This window comes from Bradyrhizobium sp. i1.15.2 (assembly GCF_040548425.1).
Taxonomy (GTDB): domain Bacteria; phylum Pseudomonadota; class Alphaproteobacteria; order Rhizobiales; family Xanthobacteraceae; genus Bradyrhizobium; species Bradyrhizobium canariense.
This window is the reverse complement of record NZ_JBEPRQ010000001.1, coordinates 736355-759933: the sequence shown is the minus strand read 5'-3', so window position 1 is coordinate 759933 and position 23579 is coordinate 736355. Positions and strand designations below refer to the sequence as shown.

At 64.4% G+C, this 23579-nt stretch carries 19 protein-coding genes; 5 read left to right on the top strand and 14 right to left on the bottom strand.

Going from position 1 to position 23579, the window contains the following annotated elements; translation table 11 throughout:
- Positions 1 to 106: 106 nt before the first annotated feature.
- The 8 genes from murA to rpsT all read right to left on the bottom strand — a co-directional run bounded on the left by murA (position 107) and on the right by rpsT (position 13191).
- A complete protein-coding gene (gene murA / locus ABIB80_RS03545) occupies positions 107 to 1402 on the bottom strand; it encodes a UDP-N-acetylglucosamine 1-carboxyvinyltransferase (RefSeq protein ID WP_007598277.1) in 1296 nt (431 codons plus the stop codon).
- Between the two features lie 312 nt (positions 1403 to 1714).
- Entirely contained in the window at positions 1715 to 4150 is a 2436-nt protein-coding gene (gene gyrB / locus ABIB80_RS03540) for a DNA topoisomerase (ATP-hydrolyzing) subunit B (protein ID WP_007598276.1), read from the bottom strand.
- 283 nt (positions 4151 to 4433) lie between these two features.
- On the bottom strand, positions 4434 to 6602 hold the full coding sequence (locus ABIB80_RS03535; protein WP_354127079.1) for a hypothetical protein: 2169 nt from the start codon (positions 6600 to 6602) through the stop codon (positions 4434 to 4436).
- 126 nt (positions 6603 to 6728) lie between these two features.
- Positions 6729 to 7466, bottom strand: a complete 738-nt coding sequence (locus ABIB80_RS03530) for a hypothetical protein (protein ID WP_007598273.1) — start codon at positions 7464 to 7466, stop codon at positions 6729 to 6731.
- A 123-nt stretch (positions 7467 to 7589) separates the two neighbouring features.
- Positions 7590 to 8726, bottom strand: coding sequence for a DNA replication/repair protein RecF (recF, locus tag ABIB80_RS03525; protein WP_007598270.1), 1137 nt, complete (start codon positions 8724 to 8726; stop codon positions 7590 to 7592).
- Between the two features lie 109 nt (positions 8727 to 8835).
- A complete protein-coding gene (gene dnaN, locus ABIB80_RS03520) occupies positions 8836 to 9954 on the bottom strand; it encodes a DNA polymerase III subunit beta (protein ID WP_007598262.1) in 1119 nt (372 codons plus the stop codon).
- Positions 9955 to 10234: 280 nt separating this feature from the next.
- Positions 10235 to 11647 carry a chromosomal replication initiator protein DnaA gene (dnaA, locus tag ABIB80_RS03515; protein WP_035995355.1) on the bottom strand — a complete coding sequence of 471 codons (1413 nt, stop codon included), beginning with the start codon at positions 11645 to 11647 and terminating at the stop codon, positions 10235 to 10237.
- A gap of 1277 nt (positions 11648 to 12924) precedes the next feature.
- The gene (gene rpsT / locus ABIB80_RS03510) at positions 12925 to 13191 is read right to left on the bottom strand and encodes a 30S ribosomal protein S20 (RefSeq protein ID WP_007598259.1); all 267 of its coding nucleotides are present in this window, start codon (positions 13189 to 13191) and stop codon (positions 12925 to 12927) included.
- A 404-nt stretch (positions 13192 to 13595) separates the two neighbouring features.
- Here rpsT and ABIB80_RS03505 point away from each other — a divergent pair, with 404 nt between their 5' ends.
- From ABIB80_RS03505 to ABIB80_RS03495, 3 genes are all read left to right on the top strand, one after another.
- On the top strand, positions 13596 to 13913 hold the full coding sequence (locus ABIB80_RS03505; protein WP_007598257.1) for a hypothetical protein: 318 nt from the start codon (positions 13596 to 13598) through the stop codon (positions 13911 to 13913).
- Between the two features lie 195 nt (positions 13914 to 14108).
- Positions 14109 to 14765: a peptide-methionine (S)-S-oxide reductase MsrA gene (gene msrA / locus ABIB80_RS03500; RefSeq protein WP_007598255.1), complete on the top strand. Its 657-nt coding sequence runs from the start codon at positions 14109 to 14111 to the stop codon at positions 14763 to 14765.
- A gap of 372 nt (positions 14766 to 15137) precedes the next feature.
- On the top strand, positions 15138 to 15884 hold the full coding sequence (locus tag ABIB80_RS03495) for a polysaccharide biosynthesis/export family protein (protein ID WP_035993830.1): 747 nt from the start codon (positions 15138 to 15140) through the stop codon (positions 15882 to 15884).
- Positions 15885 to 15984: 100 nt separating this feature from the next.
- Here ABIB80_RS03495 and ABIB80_RS03490 read toward each other — a convergent pair whose 3' ends face one another.
- The 4 genes from ABIB80_RS03490 to ABIB80_RS03475 all read right to left on the bottom strand — a co-directional run bounded on the left by ABIB80_RS03490 (position 15985) and on the right by ABIB80_RS03475 (position 18578).
- Positions 15985 to 16464: a hypothetical protein gene (locus tag ABIB80_RS03490; protein ID WP_007598251.1), complete on the bottom strand. Its 480-nt coding sequence runs from the start codon at positions 16462 to 16464 to the stop codon at positions 15985 to 15987.
- A 136-nt stretch (positions 16465 to 16600) separates the two neighbouring features.
- Positions 16601 to 17272, bottom strand: coding sequence for a dienelactone hydrolase family protein (locus ABIB80_RS03485; RefSeq protein ID WP_007598249.1), 672 nt, complete (start codon positions 17270 to 17272; stop codon positions 16601 to 16603).
- A 182-nt stretch (positions 17273 to 17454) separates the two neighbouring features.
- A complete protein-coding gene (locus tag ABIB80_RS03480; RefSeq protein WP_007598242.1) occupies positions 17455 to 17790 on the bottom strand; it encodes a hypothetical protein in 336 nt (111 codons plus the stop codon).
- Between the two features lie 23 nt (positions 17791 to 17813).
- On the bottom strand, positions 17814 to 18578 hold the full coding sequence (locus ABIB80_RS03475) for an alpha/beta fold hydrolase (protein ID WP_007598240.1): 765 nt from the start codon (positions 18576 to 18578) through the stop codon (positions 17814 to 17816).
- A gap of 355 nt (positions 18579 to 18933) precedes the next feature.
- On the opposite strand from ABIB80_RS03475, the gene ABIB80_RS03470 reads away from it, so the two are divergent.
- The gene (locus ABIB80_RS03470; protein WP_007598238.1) at positions 18934 to 20028 is read left to right on the top strand and encodes an HD-GYP domain-containing protein; all 1095 of its coding nucleotides are present in this window, start codon (positions 18934 to 18936) and stop codon (positions 20026 to 20028) included.
- 114 nt (positions 20029 to 20142) lie between these two features.
- Here the strand turns inward: ABIB80_RS03470 and ABIB80_RS03465 are convergent, their stop codons facing one another.
- Both ABIB80_RS03465 and ABIB80_RS03460 read right to left on the bottom strand, forming a co-directional pair.
- Complete coding sequence (locus tag ABIB80_RS03465) at positions 20143 to 21723, bottom strand: ATP-dependent acyl-CoA ligase (RefSeq protein WP_007598237.1); 1581 nt, start codon at positions 21721 to 21723, stop codon at positions 20143 to 20145.
- 180 nt (positions 21724 to 21903) lie between these two features.
- The gene (locus ABIB80_RS03460; RefSeq protein WP_007598236.1) at positions 21904 to 22323 is read right to left on the bottom strand and encodes a VOC family protein; all 420 of its coding nucleotides are present in this window, start codon (positions 22321 to 22323) and stop codon (positions 21904 to 21906) included.
- Between the two features lie 125 nt (positions 22324 to 22448).
- Between ABIB80_RS03460 and ABIB80_RS03455 the strand changes: the two genes are divergently transcribed.
- Positions 22449 to 23423 carry a Bug family tripartite tricarboxylate transporter substrate binding protein gene (locus tag ABIB80_RS03455; RefSeq protein WP_007598234.1) on the top strand — a complete coding sequence of 325 codons (975 nt, stop codon included), beginning with the start codon at positions 22449 to 22451 and terminating at the stop codon, positions 23421 to 23423.
- The last annotated feature ends 156 nt before the right edge of the window (positions 23424 to 23579 follow it).

Genomic DNA, 23579 nt, shown 5'->3' with positions numbered 1-23579 from the left:
AGCGCAGTTCTCAGCCGCATGGGCCCCGGCTCAGCAGCGCATCACTGGCGTGCTGCGCTGCGTCCGGGGCACGAGACCATTCTTCGATCTCGAGCCGGAAAGCGCCTCACCCCTTCCGCTCGGGCACGCGCCTGATCTTCGCGCCGAGCGCATTCAGCCGTTCGTCGATGCGCTCGTAGCCGCGCTCGATCTGGTCGGCGTTGTTGATGGTCGAGGTGCCCTCGGCACAGACGGCCGCGAGCAGCATGGCCATGCCGGCGCGAATGTCGGGTGAGGTCATCGTCGCGCCGTGCAGCCGGCTTGGACCGGCAATGATGGCGCGATGCGGATCGCACAGCACGATGCGCGCGCCCATCGCGATCAGCTTGTCGACGAAGAACATCCGCGATTCGAACATCTTCTCGAACATCAGGATCACGCCCTCGCATTGCGTGGCGGTGACGATCGCGATCGACATCAGATCGGCGGGGAAGGCCGGCCAGGGCTGGTCCTCCAGCTTCGGCACGTGGCCGCCAAAATCGTCCTGGATCTTCAGCGTTTGGTTCGAGGGCACGATGAGATCGTCGCCCTCGATGCGGCAGACGATGCCGAGCCGCTCGAATCCCATGCGGATCGAGCGCAGATGCTCGACGCCCGCGCGCACGATGCGAAGCGGCGAACGCGTCACGGCTGCGAGCCCGATCAGCGAGCCGACCTCGATATGGTCGGGCTGGATCCGGTAGGTCGCGCCGCCCAGCGTCGCCGGACCGTGCACAATCATGGTGTTGGTGCCGATGCCCTCGATCTCAGCGCCGAGCGCAACGAGGAAGTTGGCGAGGTCCTGCACATGCGGCTCGGACGCGGCGTTGCGCAAATAGGTGGTGCCTTCGGCGGCGACGGCTGCGACCAGCGCGTTCTCGGTCGCGGTCACGCTGGGCTCGTCCAGGAACACGTCGGCGCCGGTCAGCTTCGAAGCGCGGAATTCGAGCCGGTCGGTCGCGGTGACCTTGGCTCCCAATTGCTCGAGCGCGAGCACATGCGTGTCGAGCCTTCGGCGGCCGATGACGTCGCCGCCGGGCGGCGGCAGCATCACTTCGCCGCAGCGGGCGAGCAGGGGGCCCGCGAGCAGGATCGAGGCACGGATGCGGACGCACAAGTCCGGATCGAGATCGGCCGCGCGGATGCTCTTGGCGTGAATATGAAGCGTGTTGCGGGCGGTCCATTCCGCGGCAGCGCCGACTGAGCGGATCAGCTCGACCAGCGTCTCGGTGTCGCGGATCCGCGGCACGTTTTCCAGCGTCACCGGATGCTCGGTGAGCAGGGCTGCCGCGATGATCGGCAGCGCGGAATTCTTGTTGCCGGACGGCTCGATCGAGCCCGAGAGCCGGTGACCGCCCTCGACGATGTACTGGATGGGCGCCACGTGGTCTCTCGCTGTGTTTTTGGGTGGGGCGGCTGGTTTGGAGGCGGAAACTACCGAGAATTGAGCGCGGGAGCAATTCTGCACTTGTCGCGGCTCGATCGCTTCGCAGCCCCGACACAGGTGCGCTCCCTCTCCCGCTTGCGGGGGAGGGCTGGGGAGGGGGTGCTTCAGCGATGGGATTGTCGAAGTTTACGGAGCGTATCCCGGCGAGGAGAAAGCCCCCACCCGGCGCTTCGCGCCGACCTCCCCCGCAAGCGGGAGAGGTTGCAGCGAGCGCTTGGCCAGCAGTTCGAAATCCAAAAGCCAGCGGCCTCAGATATCGATCGTCGCGCTCAGCGAATGTTCCTGGATGAAGTCGCGGCGCGGCTCGACCACGTCGCCCATCAGCTTGGTGAAGATGTCGTCGGCCTCATCGACCTCCTTGACCTTCACCTGGAGCAGTGATCGCGCATTGACGTCCAGCGTCGTCTGCCAGAGCTGCTCCGGATTCATCTCGCCCAGCCCTTTGTAACGCTGCAGCGAGACGCCCTTGCGGCCGGCGTCGGTGACCGCTTCGAACAGATCGACCGGGCCGTAGACCATGTGCTCGGTGTCCTTGCGCCGCAGCTTGCCGGGGCGGGCATAAACGTCCTGGAGCTTGACCGTGTACTCGTCGAGCTTGCGGGCTTCGACCGAGCCCAGGAACGCGTCATCGATGAGGGCGACGTCCTTGACGCCGCGCACCGTGCGCTCGAACTGGAAGCCATGGCCTTCGACGTATTGACCGATCCAGCCGCGCTCGACCTCGTCGGCGAGCGTGTCGAGGCGGGCGGCGATGTATTGCGCGGCCGCGGCGGCCTTCTCCGGATTGCCGTAGATCGCCTTGTTGAGCACGCCGGTGATGGCGGCCTGCTCGATCACCTTGCGATTGTAGCGGGTGTGCAGGCTGCGCAGGACGCCACGGACGGCGCGGGCGTCGTCGACCAGCGAGCGCAGGTCGCGGCCGGTGCGATCGCCGCCGGTGCCGGGAATATAGACGCAGTCGTCGAGCCCGGTATCGATCAGATAATCTTCCAGCGCCCGCTCGTCCTTCAGATATTGCTCGGACTTGCCGCGGTTGACCTTATAGAGCGGCGGCTGGGCGATATAGAGATAGCCGCCGTCGATGATCTCGCGCATCTGCCGGTAGAAGAAAGTGAGCAGCAGCGTGCGGATGTGGGCGCCGTCGACGTCGGCGTCGGTCATCACGATGATCTTGTGATAGCGCAGCTTCTCGATCGAGAATTCGTCGCTGATGCCGGTGCCGAGCGCGGTGATCAGCGTGCCGATCTGCTCGCTGTGCAGCATTTTGTCGGGACGCACACGTTCGACATTGAGGATCTTGCCGCGCAGCGGCAGCACGGCCTGGAATTCGCGGTTGCGGCCCTGCTTGGCACTGCCGCCTGCCGAGTCACCCTCGACGATGAAGAGCTCGGATTTCGCCGGGTCCTTCTCCTGGCAGTCGGCGAGCTTGCCGGGCAGCGAGGAGACCGACAGCGGGCTCTTGCGCGTCAGCTCGCGCGCTTTTCGCGCGGCTTCGCGGGCGGCCGCCGCCTGGATCACCTTGCCGACGATCATCTTGGCTTCGGAGGGGTGCTCCTCGAACCAGGCCTGCAGCGCCTCGTTGAGCACGTTCTCGACCACGGGACGCACTTCCGAGGACACCAGCTTGTCCTTGGTCTGCGACGAAAACTTTGGATCCGGCACCTTCACCGACAACACGGCGGTGAGGCCTTCGCGGCAATCGTCGCCGGTGAGCGCGATCTTTTCCTTTTTCGCGTTGGCCTCGGCATAGCCGTTGACCTGGCGCGTCAGCGCGCCGCGGAAACCGGCGAGATGGGTGCCGCCGTCGCGCTGCGGGATGTTGTTGGTGAAGCACAGCACGTTCTCATGGTAGCTGTCGTTCCACCACAATGCGGCCTCGACGCCGATGCCGTTGGATTCCGCGCGTACCATGATCGGCGCCGGCACGATTGCCTTCTTGTTGCGGTCGAGATATTTGACGAATTCCTCGACGCCGCCGGAATAGTGCATCTCCTCGCGCTTCTCGACCGCGTGACGCATGTCGGAGAGGGCGATGTTAACGCCGGAATTGAGGAAGGCGAGCTCGCGCAGCCGGTGCTCCAGCGTGGCGAAATCATACTCGATGTTCTTGAAGGTTTCCGTCGAGGCCTGGAACGTCACCTCGGTGCCGCGCCTGCCGGGCGCGTCGCCGACCACCTTGAGCGGCGCGACCGCATCGCCATGGGCGAATTCGATGTAGTGTTCCTTGTTGTCGCGCCAGATGCGCAAGCCGAGCTTGCTCGACAGCGCGTTGACGACGGAGACGCCGACGCCGTGCAGGCCGCCGGAAACCTTGTAGGAATTTTGGTCGAATTTACCGCCGGCATGGAGTTGGGTCATGATGACCTCGGCCGCCGAGATGCCTTCGCCCTTGTGGATGTCGACGGGAATGCCGCGGCCGTCGTCGCGCACGGTGACAGAATTGTCGGCGTTGAGGATCACGTCCACGCGCGTGGCGTGGCCCGCGAGCGCCTCGTCGATCGCATTGTCCACGACTTCGTAGACCATATGATGCAGGCCCGAGCCGTCATCGGTGTCGCCGATATACATGCCCGGGCGCTTGCGGACGGCGTCGAGACCCTTGAGCACGCGGATCGATTCCGCCCCGTAATCGCTCGGATTTGAGGGTTCGTTTTCGGCAGGCGTCTGCCGAGCAGGTTCTGTCATGAGAGGCCTTCGAGATGTCGCCCGAATCAGCCGCGCAAAAGGCGCTGATATGCGGGCTATTTGTGCCACGAAAGACGGATTGCGCCTAGCGCAAAGTATCTCCCGGCAAGTCTTTGATTAGATGGGATTTTTTGGCCGGTTTTCAAGGCTTTCGAAGGCCAATTCGAGGCGCTGAAAAAAGCGCGATTCGAGAGGCCGTTCGGGGTCGCTGAAAGGCGCGGATATTGCGGGGAACGAAGGGTGTTCCGAGGCGCTTGGAACGCCCCGGAACGGCCTTGCAGGCTCAATACATCTGCAGCGGCAGCACGTCTCCGTTTGGCCCCACCAGGAGGCCCCAGGCATCGCCGGCGGCCACGGTGAGGGTTTCGGTGCGGGCAGGGCGCCCCGGCAGACGCAGCGCGTACTGGTACTTGCCGGGCGGCAGATCGAGCATCGGGCCTTTCGGCGATTGCGGTCCGCCGGCACCAGCCGCGATCTTCACCGTTTGATTGTTGATCGTCAGCGATGCTTCCTTCGGCCCCATATTGCCGAGCATCAGCCTGGCCTGTCCCGCCTTCGGCATGATGTCGGCCTTTGCCGCGGCCTGCGGATTCCGCTGCACCAGACTGACCGTCGTCTCGTCCCTGGCGCGGCCGAGCTTCAGCACGGCCGGTCCCTCCGGCGAGGTGAACGCGAGTTCCGCCCGCTCGGCCGTTACGATTGCGCCGTCGGCCTTCTCCTGCCAGCCGCGGTTGGTCAGCTCCGTGCGATAGAAGGCGAGGACCTCGCCAAGCTCGGCGGGGATGCTGGCTTCGAGCTCGGTCCGGAACGACTGCTCGCTGCCGGGGAATTTCGTGGAGCTGATGCCGGTCGAGCTGTGCTGCGTCGGCACCGGCAGGGCCGAATCGGGATCGGGCGTGAGCGGCTCCTTCGATTTGGTCTGGACCACCTTGGCTTGCCTCGATTTGGCCTCGACGGGCTTCGCCGCGGCGATAACAAGACCGGAGCCGTTGGCGCTAACGTTTACCTTCGGCCCCATCTGCATCACGGTCATCGAGATCGACTTCCCGCTCTTGGAGAATTCCATCATCGCCATGTTGGGCTGGTTGATGACGGAGGGCTGCTCCTTCCAGCCCGCAGGCTTGAGCGATGCGCGATAGAACGCCGTGAGCGCCTTCACGCTCGATGACGAGGAGAATTCGAGCCTGCCCTCGCCGCCTTCGAAGTTCACGCCTTCGGCGTTTTCAGGCAGCGGCAGCGGGGTCTTGCTGTCGGCGAGCGCGTTGAGCGGCGCGTCCGACAATGCGGCCGCCTGCACCTTGCGTCTGGCTTCGTCGGCGGTGATGAGCTGCTTGGCCGCGCCTAGCGCATCCCCAAGGAACTTGTCGTCGGCCTCTTTCTTCGCCTTGGCGCGGGCGGCAAGCGCGGAGTCCTTCAACTGCGCCGTCAGGCTGACCATGGTGAAATCGTATTTGCGGCCAAGCCGCAGCAGGCCGGTTTCCTCCGCGGAAGAGATCTTGATCGCGACCTCGTCGCCGGGCGCGAGCGGTGCGCTGCCGTCCTCATGCCAGCCGCGCGCGGCGAGCTCGCGGTGATAGAAGGCGAGTACCGCGGGCAGCTCGGCCATCGCGGCGGCCGACATCTCGCGCTTGTTGTCGCTCGCGCTGCCGAGGCCCATGGCCGTCTTGGTCGGGCTCGGCCGCGGCAGGCCGGCCAGATCGCTATCGGCTTTGAGCTCGCCGGGCAGCGCGAAGGGCGCGACCCGGATATCGACATGGGTGCGGCCATCGTCGCGGCGCGTCAGCGTCAGCATCACGGGCTTCTGCTGGTAGAAGCCGGTCTCCTTGCTATCGGCATGCGCGTAGAACGCGCGCAGGCCGTTGGGAACGGTTTCATCCAGGCCCCTCGTCCAGCGCGCGGCGGTTTCCGGCGTGAGCTTCTGCCAGCCGATGGCAGCCATCTGGCTGCTGTAGAAATCCGACGTTGCATCGAGCGGCGTCGGCGCGATGCAGCCGAGATAGGGCCGGGTCCCGTCGAACACGATGTCGCTTGCGCCCTCCGGAAACGGCACGTTCCCGTAGATCCGGTCGGTCGTGTAGTAGACCACGGACTGGTCGGGCCGGCCCGGGGCCTGCGTGAAATGAACGGAAAGGCCCTGTCGTCCCTTCCTGAACTTCAGCAGGCTGCTTTTCTCCTCCAGCGGCATCACATAGGGCACCCAGCCGTTGTCGCTCAGGAGCTTTTGGACCGCGGGCAGCGTCACGGCCTGCCGCGTCGGTACGCGATATTCGACGCTATAGGGATCGGGGCGCGAGATGTCTTCCACCGCACCTTCGATCTGGGGCAGCGCGTGGACGTCGACGATTCCCTCGTCGGCGCCGGCCGCGATCGAGCAGCTCGCCATCAGGAAGAGACCGCATGCAAGCAGCCGCCATCGTGCCGGGACTTGCATCCCGCGCGGGATCATCGCCATCGTTACGTCTCCAGGATGCCGCGCGGCGCTTGGGCGCGCGCGATTGCAACGGCTGCAACACCGTCGGCGGGGCCTCAGACCAGAAGTCGCGGCAGGAACCGGGCAGGTTCAAAGCTCCCGGACTAGTCAATACAGTTGGAGTGGCGACCATGCCTCGCCGTCGCGCCCGACGGTGAGCTCCCAGGCGTCGCCGGCCGCGACGGTGAGGATGTTGCTGTGGGCCGGACGGCCGGGGACGTTCAGTTCGTAGGAATATTTGCCGGGCGCCAGATCCAGCGATACGGCGTTAGCGCCGGCGGCGCGCTTGATGATCCGCGCGTCGATCCCGAGCACGGCTTCCGTCTCGCCGATGTTGCTGAACACCAGCTTCGCCTGGCCCGGTTCGGGCATGACGTTCGCCCGGATTGCTGTATCCGAGTTCTTCTGCATGAGATGGACCGAGGTGTTGCTGTCCTTGCGGCCGAGCTCCAGCATGGCCGGTCCGAGCGGAGAGACGAACGCGAGCTGGACGTGATCGGCGGAGACGACGGCGCCATCGTGCTGCTCCTGCCAGCCGAGCTTTCCGAGCTCCCTGCGGTAGAAAGCGAGGACGTCGCCGAGCTCGGCGGGCACGGTGGCTTCGAGCTTGACGCGAAGCGGCGCTTCGACGCCCCGCATCAGGGTGGTGTGGATTCCTCTAAAGCTGTAGCGGGTCGGTGCGGGCAGCGTGACATCGGGATCCGGCGTGAGATCGGCTGAAAACAGCGGCTTCGGCATCCAGGCGCCGGCGCTTGCAGCGAGCATGCACGTCGCGAGCAAGACGAGGCCGCACGCAAACGCCCGCCATCGTGCCGGAGCTTGCGCCCCGGACCTCGCCGTCCGCATCTCACTCTCCCGGGTATCGCGCGTGATGTTTCATTGCGCGATTGTAAAAACCGGCTGCGTCACCGTCGGCGCCGCCTCCGGCAACTAGTCGCGGCGGAAATGGGGCTGGTTCAATGGCGGCGACTACCGCCGGGCCGATACCTGTCCGCTTTCGACGTCAAAGATCTCGCCCCCGGCGCCGATCTCGGCGAAGGCAGCGGGATCTGCGCCGGTCAGCCACACCTGCGCGCCGAGCTTGCGCAACTCGTCGAACAGCGCAGCGCGCCTGCCGGGATCGAGATGCGCGACGACCTCGTCGAGCAGCAGCAGCGGCACGATGCCGGTCATCTCGGCGACCAGACTCGCATGCGCCAGCACCAGCCCGATCAGCAACGCCTTCTGCTCGCCGGTCGAGGCATCGCGCGCCGGCATGCTTTTCGGCGCGTAGATCACCTGGAGATCGGTGAGATGCGGACCATCCGTGGTGCGGCCGGCGATGGCGTCACGCGGACGATTGTCGCGCAGGATCTGGCGGTAGCGGTCCTCGACCGACGTCGCGGTCTCCGTCAGCAGCGCGTTCTCCATCCAGCCGTCGAGCGCGATCTGTGCCGAGGGGAAGGCGGAGGCCTGCGCGCGTGCATTCAGCATGCCGGTCAGCCGCGCCGCGGTCTGGCCGCGGGTTGCGGCGACGGCGACCGCAAGCTCCGCGGTCTCGCGCTCGATCGCGTCACACCAATGGTCGTCGTAATTGCGCGTCTCGAGCAGGCGGTTGCGCGAGCGCAGGGAACGTTCGAGCGCGGAGATGCGGCTGGAATGGTCACTGTCGATGGCAAGCACCAGGCGGTCGAAGAAGCGCCGCCGCTCGGACGCCGCGCCCATGAACAGCCCGTCCATCGCCGGCGTCAGCCACACCATGCGGATGTGGTCGCCGAACGACGCCGCCGAATTGACCGGTTCGCGGTCGATGCGGCAGCGCCGGCTGACCGGGCTATCTGCGCGCGGCGGATCGATGCCGGTGCCGAGCGTGGCAAGGCCCAGCGCGCCCTCGACCTGTGCCGACACCGCCCAGGAGCCGTCGCCCTGGTTGTCGGCGACGTCGTCCAGCGTCGCGCGCCGCAGGCCGCGTCCCGGCGACAGGAACGAGATCGCCTCGATGCAATTGGTCTTGCCTGCTCCGTTCGGCCCGACCAGCGCCACCATGTCAGCCTTAGCCTCGAGCCCCGCCGCCCGGTAATTACGAAAATGCGTCAGCGTCAGGCGATGAATGCGGGAGGGGGTCATTGTCTTTGTCGTTGCCGGGCATCCACGTTTGGGTCCTCCAAAGACGTGGATGGCCGGGACAAGCCCGGCCATGACGGATGTAGTCGATGCGAAGGGGAGCCGGTAGCCCTCACACCCGCATCGGCATCAGCACGTAGAGCGCGCTCTTGTCGTCGCGGTCTTGCACCAGGGTCGGTGAGCCCGGGTCGGCGAGCCGGAGCGTTGCGACGTCGCCTTCGATCTGGGCGGCGATGTCGAGCAGATAGCGGGAGTTGAAGCCGATATCGAGGGCGTCGGAAGCGTATTCGACTTCGAGCTCTTCGGTCGCACTGCCGGAATCCGGATTGGTCACTGACAGCACCAGCTTGCCCGGCGACAGCGAGAGTTTCACGGCGCGCCCGCGCTCGCTGGAAATCGTCGAGACGCGGTCGACCGCGTTCTCGAAATCCTTCTTGTCGACGACGAGCTCCTTATCGTTGCCCTGCGGGATGACGCGGCCGTAATCGGGGAAGGTGCCGTCGATCAGCTTCGAGGTCAGCACCACATTGCCGATGGTGAAGCGGATCTTGGCCTGCGACAGCTCGATCGTGACCTCGGCCTCGTTGTCCTCGATCAGGCGCTGCACCTCGCCCACCGTCTTGCGCGGCACGATCACGCCGGGCATGCCCTCGGCGCCCTTGGGCTGGACCAGGTCGAGCTGGGCGAGGCGGTGGCCGTCGGTGGCGACGCCGCGCAGGGTGGCGGCTTTGGCGGAGCCCGCGGCATGCAGATAGATGCCGTTGAGATAGTAGCGGGTCTCCTCCGTGGAGATCGCGAACTGGGTGCGGTCGATCAGCCGCTTGACGTCCTTGGCGGCGAGGCTGAACGAATGCGACATGTCGCCGGCGGCGAGATCCGGAAAATCATTCTCCGGCAGGGTCTGCAGGGTGAAGCGGGAGCGGCCGGCGCGGATCGCCAGCACGGCGCGGTCGCCGTCGGCTTCGAGCACAATCTGCGAACCGTCCGGTAGCTTGCGCACGATGTCGTAGAACATGTGCGCCGGCACGGTGGTGGAGCCCGCGGTCGCGGTTTCCGCCGCGAGCGTTTCGGTGACCTCGAGGTCGAGGTCGGTCGCCTTCAGCGACAATTTCGCATTCTCGGCCCTAACAAGCACGTTGCCGAGGATCGGAATCGTATTGCGGCGCTCGACCACGCGGTGGACGTGGCCCAGCGACTTCAGGAGTTGCGCGCGTTCGACCGTAACCTTCATTGCACTACTCGCCCGATCCCCAAGGAAACACAAATCTGGAAAAGCCGGGCGGCGGGACGCGCGCCACGGCACCGAAGACCCCGGAAAGCCGGATCATCCAGCCGATATGACCAAAGCCGTCAGGGTCGCGCAAGGTGGCGCGTAAAGTCATCCGTTTCAAGGGATTGCGCGATGGTTCCCCACGATTTACCCGCAAAGACGGGGCCCGCCGCCCAGGCAGAGGAAGGCCGCCGCCCAGGCAGGGCCGGGGCGGCGGGAAGGAAGGAGAAGGCCTAGGCGTTTATTCCTGAAGCTGGCGCTTGAGCGATTCGACCTCGTCCGACAGCGCCGTGTCCTTGGAAACCAGGGCCTCGATCTTGCGCACCGCGTGCAGCACCGTGGTGTGGTCGCGCCCGCCGAAGCGGCGGCCGATTTCCGGCAGCGATCGCAGGGTCAGCGTCTTGGCGAGATACATCGCCACCTGACGCGGACGAACCACGTTGGCGGTCCGGCGCGAGGACAAGAGGTCGGAGCGGCTGACATTATACTGCCGTGCCACCACGCGCTGGATGTCCTCGATCTTGATCCGCTTCGGCTCCTGCGGCCGGATCAGGTCGCGCACCTCGTGCTCCGCCATCTCCAGCGTCACCGGCCGGTTGTTGAGCTTCGAGTGTGCGAGCAGGCGGTTGATCGCGCCTTCGAGATCCCGGCCGTTATGGGTGATGGCGCGGGCCAGATAGGTCAGCACCTCCTCCGGCACCTCGAAGGTCGCATGATGGGCGCGGGCCGCGGCGACGCGCGACTTGAGAATACCGTGCCGCAGCTCCTCGCCAAGCGAGGCCATCTCGACCACGAGGCCGCCGGCCAGCCGCGAGCGCACGCGGTCGTCGAGGCTTTCGAGATCGGACGGCGGACGGTCGGCCGCGATCACGACCTGGCGGCCGGCATCGATCAACGCATTCAGCGTGTGGCAGAACTCGGCCTGAGTCGATTTGCCCTGCAGGAACTGGAGATCGTCGATCACGAGCACGTCGATGCCGCGCAGCGCTTCCTTGAAGGCGAGCGCCGTCTGCGTCTTCAGCGCGGCGACGAAGCCGTACATGAATTTCTCTGCAGTGAGATAAAGCACTTTGCGCTCGTTGCCGGAATTGCCGGCCCAGGTCACCGCCTGCAGGAGATGCGTCTTGCCGAGGCCGACGCCTGCATGAATGTAGAGCGGATTGAACATGACGGGATCGCCGCGACGACCCTCGGCGACCTGACGCGCAGCCGCATGCGCCAGCGTGTTGGAGCGGCCGACGACGAAGCTTGCAAACGTCAGGCGCGGATCGAGCGGCGAGCCGCCGAGCGCATCATGATTGGCGGAGACCGGCGCGGTCGCGGTCGAACGCAGCTCCGGCGCAGGCGAGCGGCGCGTTTCGACCGGCGCGGGCGCTTCCTTCTGCTGCATCACGGGGCGCACGGCCGTGCGAACGGTGAGATCGATGCGATGCACTTCGGGCATCTCGGCCTGCCAGCACGACAGCACGCGCTCGGCATAATGGGCCTGGATCCAGCTCTTCAGGAAGCGGGTCGGCACCGACAGACGCACGCTCTCGTCCTGGACGCCTTCCAGATCCATGCGCGCAAACCAGCTCGTATAGACGTCCTCGCCAACGTTCGAGCGCAGCCGACTCTTCACGCGTGACCAGCGATCCTGTTCCGGGGTTGTCATCATTTGAGAACTTTTCTTGAGAGATAAGGTTGCGTGGTGAGCGCCATGCAGAGTTCCTGCCAGGGATACCTGCCGGGATATTTGCAATGGCGGGACCTCAAGCGATTTCACCTGCAGGCATGGCTCGACCGTTCGGCGGAAACGCCGCATCCGATCAGCAATGTCTAGAGATGGAGGGGTCGCGAGGTCAGCGCGTACTCGGCGCTCCGTGACACGCGGGAGGCTTGGTGTCCGACGAATCTAAAACGGCGTCGCTGGAAGTCGAAATGCTGGAAGTCGAAATGTGTTTCAATACCGCGTTGAGTTCGTAAGACATGATACCTCCCCATCCTGCCGTGATTGCTCGCGACAAGGTCCTGCGTGTCCAAACGACACCCGCGTCTTCATCGGATGCCCGCCCGTGTACTCGTCGTCCGCTCGGCCTCGCCATCATGCCTGTCGGGGCAGCTTTCAAGATGTCTCTTAAGCGCGAGAGAAAGATCCCGCTTGGAGACATTCAGACAAAGAGCTACCGTTCCCACATTGCTGTGGGTTTTGATCCGACAATCGCTTGTTGAAGCGCCGCCTACGTGCACATCGCCGCCGATTTGCACGCTCGCCCCGTTTCCGATACCGCGCTGGTCTCAAGATCGTGGGCGCCGCTGACGCCTTAAGGAATACACTATGCGGAAAGACTCGCAACGGAATTGATTCAGACTTGAGGCATCAAAAATCTTGATCTGCGTTAACGCCACGCGGACTTGTGCACAGGCTTCAGAGCAAGTTTTTGGATTCGTGCACAGAATCGAAGATGCCGCGTTTGATGTGACAATTCTCCGTCACCGCCAAAAATTTTTTACAAAAGCGTCACGCGCGCGACGCGCGGGCGAGTTTTCCAAATGCTTGGCGTCACTATGTCGATAAGTTGTTAGCGAGACATCGTTTTTTGAGTCTCGTTTCACAGGGTAACTCCATTGCGTCTCGCGATCCGGGGAAACTACGGTGTGCAGAACTCGCAGGCGCGCGAATTCAACTTGTGCCCACCTCGCAAGGACTTTTTGCACCGCGGTGGAAGTTTCCGCTGTTGCAAAACCATTCGCAGGTAAAACTACGGGCGCATCATGGTGCAAACGTCGCAATCCTCCGATCGAAGGTCGCTCGCAGCGTGACTACTTGCGTGAATATGACAGGCAACAAAAAAGCCCGGCGCGATGCCGGGCTGTTTGACGTGTGCGATGTGCGGCCGGATCGTCCGATCGAACGACGCGATCGGACGGCGTGCCAGAACGCTCGCGAGCTTACTTGGCGAGCTTGGCGATCTGCGCGGTAAGCCGCGAGACTTTGCGGCTGGCATTGTTCTTATGAATGATGTTTCGCTGCGCGGCGCGCATCAAGGCGGGCTCGGCATTCGCCAGCGCCGTCACGGCAGCGGCGCGGTCGCCGGTCTTGATGGCTTCTTCGACGTTACGCACGGCACCGCGCATCTGGGTGCGGCGCGACTTGTTGACGGCGGTGCGGCGGGCGATCTTGCGCGTCGCTTTCTTGGCGGAAGTGGTATTGGCCATGGTCTCAATGTCCTTTGCGGGTACCGGTCGCGTCTTGGTCGGGTAGCGCCGGCTTGCTTGACCGCGTAATCGACGCTCGGAATTAGGGTGTTCGGTTGCTAGGCTGTTCCCGGAACGTGAGCGACAGCCTTGCGGGCCGTCTCTGAGGCCCAGGGAGCCTCTCAGCCCAAGGAGCCTGCATCTGCTCAAAGAACAGCGGCGGCAGGATTGCGCCCGCCGCCAGTTGGCGCCCTTATAGAGAGGGTCTTTGGCACCGTCAACGCTTTCCCGGGCTGGACAAGCAGCCCCTCAGGCCAGGGATGAGTGCCGTAACGCCCTGAAGAGGTTGAATTTCTGCCGTCTCCCTTGTATTGGCTGGCGGCGTTCCGAGGGTCGTCCGATCGGACGACTATAGAGGGTGAGGCATGATCCGCGGCTTTTTCCGACTGATTGGGCTGTTGCTGCTCGCCGGCGGGTTCATCTTCATGGTCTATGACGGCGCCCGCTGGGTGGCCGACCAGACCCTGCGGTTCACCCGCTTCGGCCAGTTCTGGAACGACATCAATCAGGCCAGCCAGACGGCGTTCCGGACCTGGGTCGAGGCCAAGGCGCCCTGGATCTGGACCTCGGTGATCCGCCTGGTGCTGGATCAGCCGGTTTTCGCCGTCCTCGGCATTCTCGGTATCCTCCTGATGATCCTGTTCCGCCCGCGCAAGCCGTTGATCGGCTATTCCCGGGATTGAGCTTTCAATTCCCGGGATTGAGCTTTCAATTCGCGCGACTGAAGCGGCCGCGCGCGGCGTAACAGGGCTGCCCCTTTGCGCGTAAAGACCTATATTCCCACCTGATCGCGAGCACGTCGCCTGAGCGCTTGGTTCATCGCCTTGGCTCAATAGCTTGTCCTCGGCGACGGACAGCTCGTTCCCGGAGATCCGTCCATGCTGTTCATGCGCAAGACCACCGCATTGCCGAGCGCCAATGAAGCGCTGCCGGGCCGTGCGCAAGCCATTCCGACCGCGACCACCCATTTCGTCAACGGCACGAAGTTGCAGCCGCCTTATCCCGCCGGCCTCGAGCAGGCGGTGTTCGGGCTCGGCTGCTTCTGGGGCGCCGAGCGCAAGTTCTGGGAGCTTGGCGACGGCGTTTACACCACCGCCGTCGGCTATGCCGGCGGCCACACGCCGAACCCGACCTATGAAGAGACCTGCTCGGGCCGCACCGGTCACACCGAAGTGGTGCTGGTCGTGTTCGATCCGACCAAGGTGTCCTACGAGAAGCTGTTGAAGACGTTCTGGGAGAGCCACAACCCGACGCAGGGCATGCGTCAGGGCAACGACGTCGGCACGCAGTACCGAAGCGCGATCTACACCTATTCAGACGCGCAGAAAAAAGCGGCCGATCAATCGAAGGCGCTCTATCAGAAAGCGCTTGCTGCAAAAGGTCTCGGCACCATCACCACCGAGATCGCACCCGCCGGCCAATTCTACTTTGCCGAGGACTATCATCAGCAATATCTGGCCAAGAATCCCGCCGGTTATTGCGGCCTTGGCGGCACCGGCGTGTCCTGCCCGATCGGCGTCGGTGTGAGCGCGTAAGCCAGCCGCGAAGGTGGTGCACCTCTCCCGCTTGCGGGAGAGGTCGGCGCATTTGAGAGCAGTTTCCTGTGGCCCATCCTTCGAGATGCCCGCTTTAGGCGGGCTCCTCAGGATGAGGACGGCGTCTGCGGCAATAGTGCCAGCAGGCACCGATGCCGATTAGCCTCATCCTGAGGAGACCGCGGAGCGGTCGTCTCGAAGGACGAGGCGCTTGTTCAGCTTGGCCCAAAAGGCCATATGCGCTAGCCGCGCCCGCAAGCGAGAGGGAGCGCACTGCGCCGCAGCCGCATCGTCGCGCCGCCCGCCCCTCAACGCTTTATTAACCATAACCGGTGCATCACTGGATCTGTCTCGTTTCGAGGGATAAGTCCGGTGCCGGTTGCACGCGCGTTTCGATGGTCGATCTTGGCAGCGTCCCTGGCAGCGTCCGCCGCGCTTGGCCTTGGCGGCTGCATGCAGACCGCCGGCCCCGTCGCGGTGATGCAGCCGCGCGCCGATCTCGACTCCATGGCCTATGGCCAGCCCTATTACGCGCCTCAGCCGGTCGTCGTCGGCGACGGTGGCGGCGCCATCGGGGCGTTGCGCAATTCCTTTGCCTCTTCGCCCGCGCCCATGCCGGTCGGTTATGCCGCGCCGATGGCGGCGCCGGTCCGCTACGATTCCTCCTACCATCTCGACGCCGGCGACAGGCTGCGCGTCGTGGTCTACGGCCAGGAAGGTCTCACCAACAGCTACGCGATCGACGCCGGCGGTTCCATCACGATGCCGCTGATCGGCGGCGTGCCGGCACGCGGCCGCACGCCGGCGGGTCTGGCCGGCGAGATCGCCGCACGGCTGCGCAACGGCTACATCCGCGAGCCCTCGGTCGCCGTCGAGATCGAGGCCTATCGCCCGTTCTTCATTCTCGGCGAAGTCTCCGCGCCCGGCCAGTATCCGTACGTGCCGAACATGACGGTCGAAAGCGCCGTGGCAATCGCGGGCGGCTTCTCGCCACGCGCCAAGCGCGATGTGGTCACCGTCACGCATACCGAAGCCGGCGGCGCCATGCGCGCCGTGGTGCCGCTCGGCACCCCACTGGCGCCGGGCGACACCGTATTTGTCGGCGAGCGCTGGTTCTAGAGCGTTTTCGAGCGAAGTGGATACCGGTTCGCGTGAAGAAAACGCGTCAAAAAAGAATCTAGAGCCTCGGTTCTGATGCAATCAGAACCGAAGCTCTAGCTCACCTTCTGAAATCCAGCCGCCCGTTCGGAAAACATCCATCGATGCGCGCGGCATCGACCACGCGCCCGATCCATGGCCGCGTGATCGCTGGATTGGTTAGGTTGATGTATTTCCCGACCAGGCGCGCGCCCTCGCGCGCAGCATCGATCAGCCCGTGCCGTCGGCCGTGATCCCAATCGAAGCGCAGATAGATGCGTCCGCCTGCGACCCGCACCTCCGCGCGCCCGTCTTTCCACGTCTCCGGCGTATCGCCGGCGATGGTCGGATCGGCGCCGCCATTCCAGCGGCTGGCCCACGGGCCTTCCAGAGGATCGGACGGCGCCTGAATGTCTGCCCAATGCGCCGCGTTGACGTCGGCCGCATCGCCCGAAAGTAAGGCGGTTGCGGCATAGTCCATGACCTCGCGATCGTCAGGACCGGGAACGTCCATGGTGCCGAACGGATTGCGGATGACGATGTTCGTATTGGCCTGCTGCATCACGATCTCCCGGCGTGAGTTGGCTTGATCAGCCAGCTCTATCGCCGCCCGGCAGGATGCAGCCACCCGATTCCTGCTCTCCGCCCTCGTCATTCCGGAGCGCGAGCCCGGAATGACGGTGGAGAGATCAGCCGCGCTATCGCAAATGCTTCGCGAAAAATTCCATGCTGCGCGGCCAGGCGATGTCGGCGCTGGCCTTGTCGTAGCTCGCCCGCTCGTCGCAATGGAAGCCGTGCTGCGCGCCCGGATAGACGAAGATTTCCACGTCCGGCCGCTTCGTCTTGATGGTCTCGACGTCGGTCAGGGGAATGCCGGCATCCTTTTCGCCAAAATGCAGCTGTGTCGGAACTTTTGGTGTTTCGTCGGCAAAGCGCACGACGGCGCCGCCGTAATAGCCGATCGCGGCCTTCAGGCCCGACAGCCGCGTCGCCGCGACGAAGGCGACGCTGCCGCCCAGGCAAAAGCCGATGATGCCGACCGGGCCGACGCTCTTCACCGCATCGATCGCGGCTTGCGTGTCGCGCAGCATCGCGTCCCAGTCGGGATTGGCGACGAATTTGCGCGCTTCGGCGATCTCGTCAGGCGTGTAGCCCGACTGGAAGCCCGGCGAGGTCCGGTCGAAGATCGACGGCGCGATCGCGACATAGCCTTCCCCGGCGAGGCGATCGCAGACCGAGCGGATGTGATGGTTGACCCCAAAAATCTCCTGGATCACCACCACCGCGCCCTTCGGGGGGCCTGCGGGATCAGCGCGATAGGCGCCGAGCTGGAAATTATCGGAGGCGGTCAGTCTGATGTCTTGTCCCACGCGGGTTGTCCTTCTTGTTGATCGTCGATCACGAACTCCGCTCTCTCTCCTCATCCTGAGGAGCGCGCTCTTCGCGCGCGTCTCGAAGGATAGAGGCCGAGATGCAGCAGCGGGGCCTTCATCCTTCGAGACGCTTGCTTTGCAAGCTCCTCAGGATGAGGGGAGGCGGTTGCGCGCCCACCTCACTCCCACATCCAGTTCTCGCCGTAATCCTCCTTCCATCCCGCCAGCCGGCCATGACGGAACTGCAGGAACAGGCGGTGACGGTTGGAGATCAGTCCGCTGCCGCCGATGTTGCGAAGCGCGAGATAGATCTCGTTGCCGGGGCGTCCGCGCACATATTGCAGAGGCTGGCCGAGGGCGCGCGCGGTTTGCCCTGCATCCATGCCGAAGGCGAGCGGCGTGTTGTTCGACAACGTCGCGACGAAGGGCAGGCGGGGCGGTGTCCCGCCGAATTGCTCGGCCTGCGCGGATACCGACAGCAACACCGCGCCCGCAGCCAACATCGCTCGCTTCATTGCCGTGTTCCCGTCCGATCGTCCTATTCCGGCAAGTTCTTCAGGAAAGGCAGCACCGCGTCAATAAAAGCCTTGGGCTGGTCGATGTTGACGGCGTGTCCGGCGGCGGGGATCACGACCTTTTGTGCGCCGGGAATTTTCGCGGCCATGTAGTCCGACGCGGCGAGGAACGGTGTGTCGTCGGCGCCGACCACGACCAGACTGGGCACCTTGATCTCCGGCAGCAGCTCGATCACCTTCGCATCGCGCTGGGTCAGCATGCCGCGTGCGGCGAGCGCCAATCCCTTGGCATTGCGATGGCTCGCGGTGGCGCGCTCGCGCGTTGCGGCCTTCAGCACGTCGAGCCCTTCGCGATCGAGCTTGTCGGCAGTGGCGAGCGCCCGCGCGTTCCAGGCCTCGCGTGCATCGTCCTTCTTGAATCCCGGTCCGGTGTCGATGATCAGCAGCGCGCGAACGCGCATTGGATGCGCGCGAGCGAAGGCAAGCGACATATAGCCGCCGAGCGACAGCCCGCCGATGATGGCGCGCTCAGTGCCGACCGCATCCAGGATCGCCGCGATGTCGCCGACCGTGAGCGCTTCGCTATAAGCGGCGGGATCGTCGGGATAATCGGACTGGCCGTGACCGCGCATGTCCCACAAGATCAGCTTGTGGTCCCTGGCAAGCGCCTCGACCTGCCAATGCCACATCGCCGAGGTCGATGAGTAACCGTGAGTCAGCAGCAGCGGCGGGCCTTCGCCATGGATCTCGTAATAGATTCCGACGCCGTCTCGATCGATCCTCGGCATTGTTTCCACCCTTTTTGTTTTCTTATTCTCTCTCACGACGCCGAAGCCGTGAAGGGCGTGATGAAGACGTAAGGCTAGCGTGCTGAACAAGATGATCCGCCGGAGGTCAACCTCCGGCGGATTAGTTTGCATTTTCAGGCGGCCATGACGGAGAAATTCCCCTTTGTCATCAATGGCCCGCCTACTGTGCATGGGGTTGTTTTCGCCCTTTTTGCGCCATTCCTGCCATGGAACCCGAGATCCCTAAAATTGCACTCAATTCCGGAAGGCTCCATTGAGCACGCCTCTTAAGGGCCGGAGAACCTGATCCGGCTTAGGCTTCTGCCCGAAACACGCCCGTGCTCTTGGGGAAGCCATGAACGCCTCAGCCAAACCCGCCGCCAAACGCCGGCTCCTGCTCGCCTCCGACCGGAGCGACGAGAGCAGCGAACTCGCCAGCATCCTCAAGGCCGTCGGCGACGTTGCGACAGTGACGACGCAGGAACTCCCCGAGCAGCCCTCGCGCGATCTCTCCGGCCTCGTGGTCGACATCAATCTGCGCTCGCCCGAGAGCGTGCAACGGGTGCGCAACAAGCTGCGCGGCGATGCCTATCGTTCGATGCCTCGTCTGTTCGTGCTTGCGGACGCCCTGCATCACGGCACCATGCAGGCCTGGGCGCTGGGCGCCACCGACACCATCTCGCGGCCGCTTCAGCCCGAGGACATCCTGCAGCGCATCCGCGCAGCCTTCCCCGACACCGCCGTCTATGACGCCACCGATCGCGGCAAGACGCTCAACCGCGGCGTCGAGGCCGCGCATGCGGTGCTGAAGAAGATGTTCGAGAAGCTGCCGCTCGGCGTGCCCCTGACCTTCGACGACGTCATCGCCGCCGAGAGCAAGATCCTGAAGGCGATCAAGCACTCCTCGCTGCGCGAGTGGCTCACCACGGTGGGCTGCCACCATGTCGGCAGCTATCGGCACTGCCTGTTCGTGACCGGATTTGCGGTCTCCTTTGCCCAGCATCTCGGCATGCGCGAGGACGACCAGCGCCGGCTGACTCGTGCCGCGCTGCTGCACGACGTCGGCAAGGCCTTCGTTCCCTCCGCGCTGCTCGACAAGCCCGGCAAGCTCACCGACGAGGAGATGGCCGAAGTCCGCCAGCATCCGCGCCGCGGCTATGACGCGCTCGCAGCTCAAGGCGGCTTCCCGCCGGAGATGCTGGACGTTGTGCTGCATCACCACGAATTCCTCGACGGCTCCGGCTATCCCAACAATCTCTCGTCGAACCAGATCAGCGATATCGTGCGGGTCACGACCATCGTCGACATCTACGCGGCACTCGTGGAGAAGCGCGCCTATCGCATGCCCTTCACCCACTCGCGCGCGTTCACGATGATGGAAGGCATGAGCGGCAAGCTGGACCAGCAGCTATTGCAGGCGTTCCGCCCGGTGGCGCTGGGGTCGTTCTGAGCTCCCGTGTCGTAGCCGTAGGGTGGGTTAGCGTAGCGTAACCCACCATGCTTCCACATTTGCCGGACGAAGTTGGTGGGTTACGCCTTCGGCTAACCCACCCTACTTTACGCCTCACCCCACCATCTTCCTCAGCTCCGCCTTCGCCACCTTCTCCAGCGTCGAGCGCGGCATGTCGTCGACAAAGCGGATCTCGCGCGGCACCTTGAAGTCGGCGAGGCTCTTGCGGCAGGCAGCCATCACGTTGTCATGCAGATCGGGCCGCGCAGCGGTGACGCCGCCCTGCGGGATGATGAAGACGACCGGCACCTCGTCCAGCATCGGATGCGTCTTCGCCACCACGGCGGCCTCGCGCACGCCGGGGACCATTGCGATCACCTGCTCGATCTCGGACGCCGCGACGTTCTCGCCGCCGACCTTGAGCATGTCCTTGCTGCGATCCCCGAAGCGAATATAGCCGTTCTCCAGCCGCACCACGCGATCACCGGTGAGGAAGAAGCCGTGCTCGTCAAAGCACTCGCGCGTCGCCTTCTCGTTGTGCAGATATTCGGCGAACAACGACAGGCCGACAATGCCCTTGATCGAGAGGTTGCCGGTGTCGCCGACCTCGGTCGCCCGTCCGTCATCGTCGGTGATGCGGATCTGGTATTCGCTCGCGGCGCGGCCGATCGACATCGGGATGTTGGGCTGGTCGATCTCGCCGACGATGCCGTGGGTGATGGTCTCTGTCATGCCCCACCAGCCGATGATCTTGACGCCGAAGGCGGCGAAGGCCGGCGGTTCGTTGATCGCGGTGCCCCACAGGCGGAATTTGTGATCCCTCGGGATCTCCTGCTCGAGCAGCGCCTTCATGCAGAACGGAATCGTCGAGGTCCAGGTCGACCCGTGCTCGCGCGCGGCGCCCCAGAACCGGCTGGCGGAAAAGCGCGGCTGGATCACGCAGGTGGCACCGACCCATAGCGTCGCCAACATCGAATAGGCCAGCGCGTTGGTGTGGAACAGCGGCAGATAGGCCTGGTGCACGTCGCCGGCGTGCAGGTCCTCATGCGCGGCGTTGATCTTGGCGCCCCACAGCGCGTTGGCGTGGGTCCACAGCACCGCCTTGGGGCGCGATGTCGTGCCCGAGGTGTATTGCACGCTGCACGGCGCGAGCGGATCGGTCGCACGCCTGGGACGGTCGGCGCTGTCGGCGAACAGCGATTCGAAACTATCGCCGCGCGAGACCGGTTTTGCGGGCGCCGTGCCGGAATCATGCGAGGTCACCGCCATCCAGCGGATGTTGCGGCAGTTCTGCGCGACGATCTCGGCATAGGCCGGCTGCGTGATCGCGGCGACCGCGCCGCAATGATCGGCAAAATAGTCGAGCTCGGCCGGTGCCGAGCGCGTGTTGGTGGTCACCGCGATCGCGCCCAACTCGACACAGGCGAACCAGGCCAGCAGCGCCTCGATGCAATTGTCGAGATGGATGAGCACATATTCGCCCGGCTTCACGCCGCGCTTCGCCAGTCCCGCCGCGAGCGCGCCGACCCGCTCGTGAAACTCGCCATAGCTCCAGCGCCGCGCGGGCGCGTCGAACGGCGCCCAGATCAGGAACGGATGTGAGCTGCGCACCTCGGCCCGCATCTTCAGCAGCCAGGGCACGTCGAGCCCGTCGAATGGGCCGACGATTCCGGCGGCGGCTTGCGAATTCGGCATATGTCCTCCCGTGCAGCCTGCATCTTGCTCGCGGCTGCGTTTTGATGATTGCGTCTTCCTGCTCTTTCGGCCGTCTTGCGAGCGTAGCGAAGCAATCCAGAATCCCTCCCCGGAGAGAGTCTGGATTGCTTCGTCGCAGGGCTCCTTGCAATGACGGTGCGTGGGGCAGGCGGCTTGGCCTTACCGGCCGCCGTCCTCGTATGACGAAATTTCGATCAGGCTGCCATCCGGATCCCTGCAATAGACCGAGCGCAGCGTGCCGCGGGCGCCCTGCTTGAGAACCGGGCCTTGTTCGATCGCGACGCCATGTGCCTTCAAATGCGCCACCACCTCGTCGGGGCTTGCTGAGGTGAGGAAGCACAGATCCTCGCTGCCGGCGGTCTGGTGGTCCGCGGTGAACCACTCCACCTTGTCGGCATCGCGCGGCCGGACGTTGATCTTCTGGTTACCGAATTGAAGAGAAGTCCGCGGCGCTTTGCCGCCGCCGGGGTCGAACACCTTGACTTCCATGCCGAGAATCTTGCCGTACCACTCGGCGGTCACTGCGACGTCCGCGACATTGATCACGAGATGATCGAGGGCTTCGACCTTGATCGCCATGCCTTATCCTTTCGTCGTGATGCGCCCCGTGCACTTTCCGCCTGCGGCAAGCTTTGTTACAACCGCGCCGACGCCATTTTCAAGCTGTCTGGCTTCAAGAACAACACGTTGGGAGAACCCTTGAAATGATCACTCGCCGTACCGCGCTGAGCCTGCTCGCCGCCAGTCCGCTTGCAGCCAGCCCGCTGTCGAAGGCCCTTGCCGCCGATTACCCGACCCACCCGGTGAAATGGGTGGTCGGCTATCCGCCGGGCGGGGCGACCGACATCCTGGCGCGGCTGATCGGTCAGCGGCTGTCGGAGAAGTTCGGCCAGCAATTCGTGATCGAGAACAAGCCGGGTGCCGGCAACAATATCGCCACCGAATCGGTCGTCAACGCCGAGCCCGACGGCTACACGTTGCAACTGGTCAATCCGGCCAATTACATCAACGCCTCGCTCTACACCAACCTGAAGTTCAACTTCGTGCGCGACATCGCGCCGGTCGCCTCGTTCCAGCGCGTGCCGAACGTGATGACCGTCAACAAGGACGTGCCGGCCAAGACCGTCGCCGAGTTCATCGACTACGTGAAGGCCAATCCCGGCAAGGTCAACATGGCCTCCTCGGGCAACGGCACCTCGGTGCATCTGTCCGGCGAGATGTTCATGGCGCTGACGGGCTGCAAGATGCAGCACGTGCCCTATCGCGGCGCCGCGCCCGCGATCACCGACATGCTCGGCGGCCAGGTGCAGGTGATCTTCGACAACATGCCCTCGATCATCCAGCACATCCGGTCCGGCTCGCTCCGTGCCATCGGCGTCACCACGGCGGAGCGCTCGCCGCAGCTGCCCGACGTGCCGGCGATCGGCGAGACCGTGAAGGATTACGAGGCGAGCGCGCTGTTCGGCATGGGGGCACCGAAGAACACGCCCAAGGAGATCATTGCCAAGCTCAACAGCGAGATCAACACGCTGATAAAGGAGCCGGACATGGCCAAACGCCTGGTCGAGCTCGGCGGCGAGCCGCGGGCACAGACGCCCGAGGCGTTCGGCGAGGAGATCAAGGCCGAGACCGAGAAATGGAAGAAGGTCGTCGAGTTCGCCGGCCTGAAGGTCGAGTAGCGATCTTGTGATGTCCGTGATTGGAGCCCTGCCCGTTCGGCAGGGCTTTTTTCTTGCGTATCAAGGTTTCTTGCGTGTCAGCGCCAGTCGATCTGGAATAAAACGGCGTGGCGAAACCTGATGTTATATGGCGCGTATCTCGCGCTGTGAGGATAG

Bases quoted from the DNA above. Each gene is read 5' to 3' on its own strand.
- ABIB80_RS03530 (WP_007598273.1), bottom strand. From the start codon at position 7,466: ATGCGGACGGCGAGGTCCGGGGCGCAAGCTCCGGCACGATGGCGGGCG.
- dnaN (WP_007598262.1), bottom strand. From the start codon at position 9,954: ATGAAGGTTACGGTCGAACGCGCGCAACTCCTGAAGTCGCTGGGCCAC.
- ABIB80_RS03475 (WP_007598240.1), bottom strand. From the start codon at position 18,578: ATGCCGAGGATCGATCGAGACGGCGTCGGAATCTATTACGAGATCCAT.
- ABIB80_RS03470 (WP_007598238.1), top strand. From the start codon at position 18,934: ATGAACGCCTCAGCCAAACCCGCCGCCAAACGCCGGCTCCTGCTCGCC.
- ABIB80_RS03455 (WP_007598234.1), top strand. From the start codon at position 22,449: ATGATCACTCGCCGTACCGCGCTGAGCCTGCTCGCCGCCAGTCCGCTT.
- ABIB80_RS03490 (WP_007598251.1), bottom strand. From the start codon at position 16,464: ATGCAGCAGGCCAATACGAACATCGTCATCCGCAATCCGTTCGGCACC.
- dnaA (WP_035995355.1), bottom strand. From the start codon at position 11,647: ATGACAACCCCGGAACAGGATCGCTGGTCACGCGTGAAGAGTCGGCTG.
- ABIB80_RS03480 (WP_007598242.1), bottom strand. From the start codon at position 17,790: ATGAAGCGAGCGATGTTGGCTGCGGGCGCGGTGTTGCTGTCGGTATCC.
- ABIB80_RS03535 (WP_354127079.1), bottom strand. From the start codon at position 6,602: ATGGCGATGATCCCGCGCGGGATGCAAGTCCCGGCACGATGGCGGCTG.
- ABIB80_RS03505 (WP_007598257.1), top strand. From the start codon at position 13,596: ATGATCCGCGGCTTTTTCCGACTGATTGGGCTGTTGCTGCTCGCCGGC.
- ABIB80_RS03465 (WP_007598237.1), bottom strand. From the start codon at position 21,723: ATGCCGAATTCGCAAGCCGCCGCCGGAATCGTCGGCCCATTCGACGGG.
- msrA (WP_007598255.1), top strand. From the start codon at position 14,109: ATGCTGTTCATGCGCAAGACCACCGCATTGCCGAGCGCCAATGAAGCG.
- gyrB (WP_007598276.1), bottom strand. From the start codon at position 4,150: ATGACAGAACCTGCTCGGCAGACGCCTGCCGAAAACGAACCCTCAAAT.
- rpsT (WP_007598259.1), bottom strand. From the start codon at position 13,191: ATGGCCAATACCACTTCCGCCAAGAAAGCGACGCGCAAGATCGCCCGC.
- recF (WP_007598270.1), bottom strand. From the start codon at position 8,726: ATGACCCCCTCCCGCATTCATCGCCTGACGCTGACGCATTTTCGTAAT.
- ABIB80_RS03460 (WP_007598236.1), bottom strand. From the start codon at position 22,323: ATGGCGATCAAGGTCGAAGCCCTCGATCATCTCGTGATCAATGTCGCG.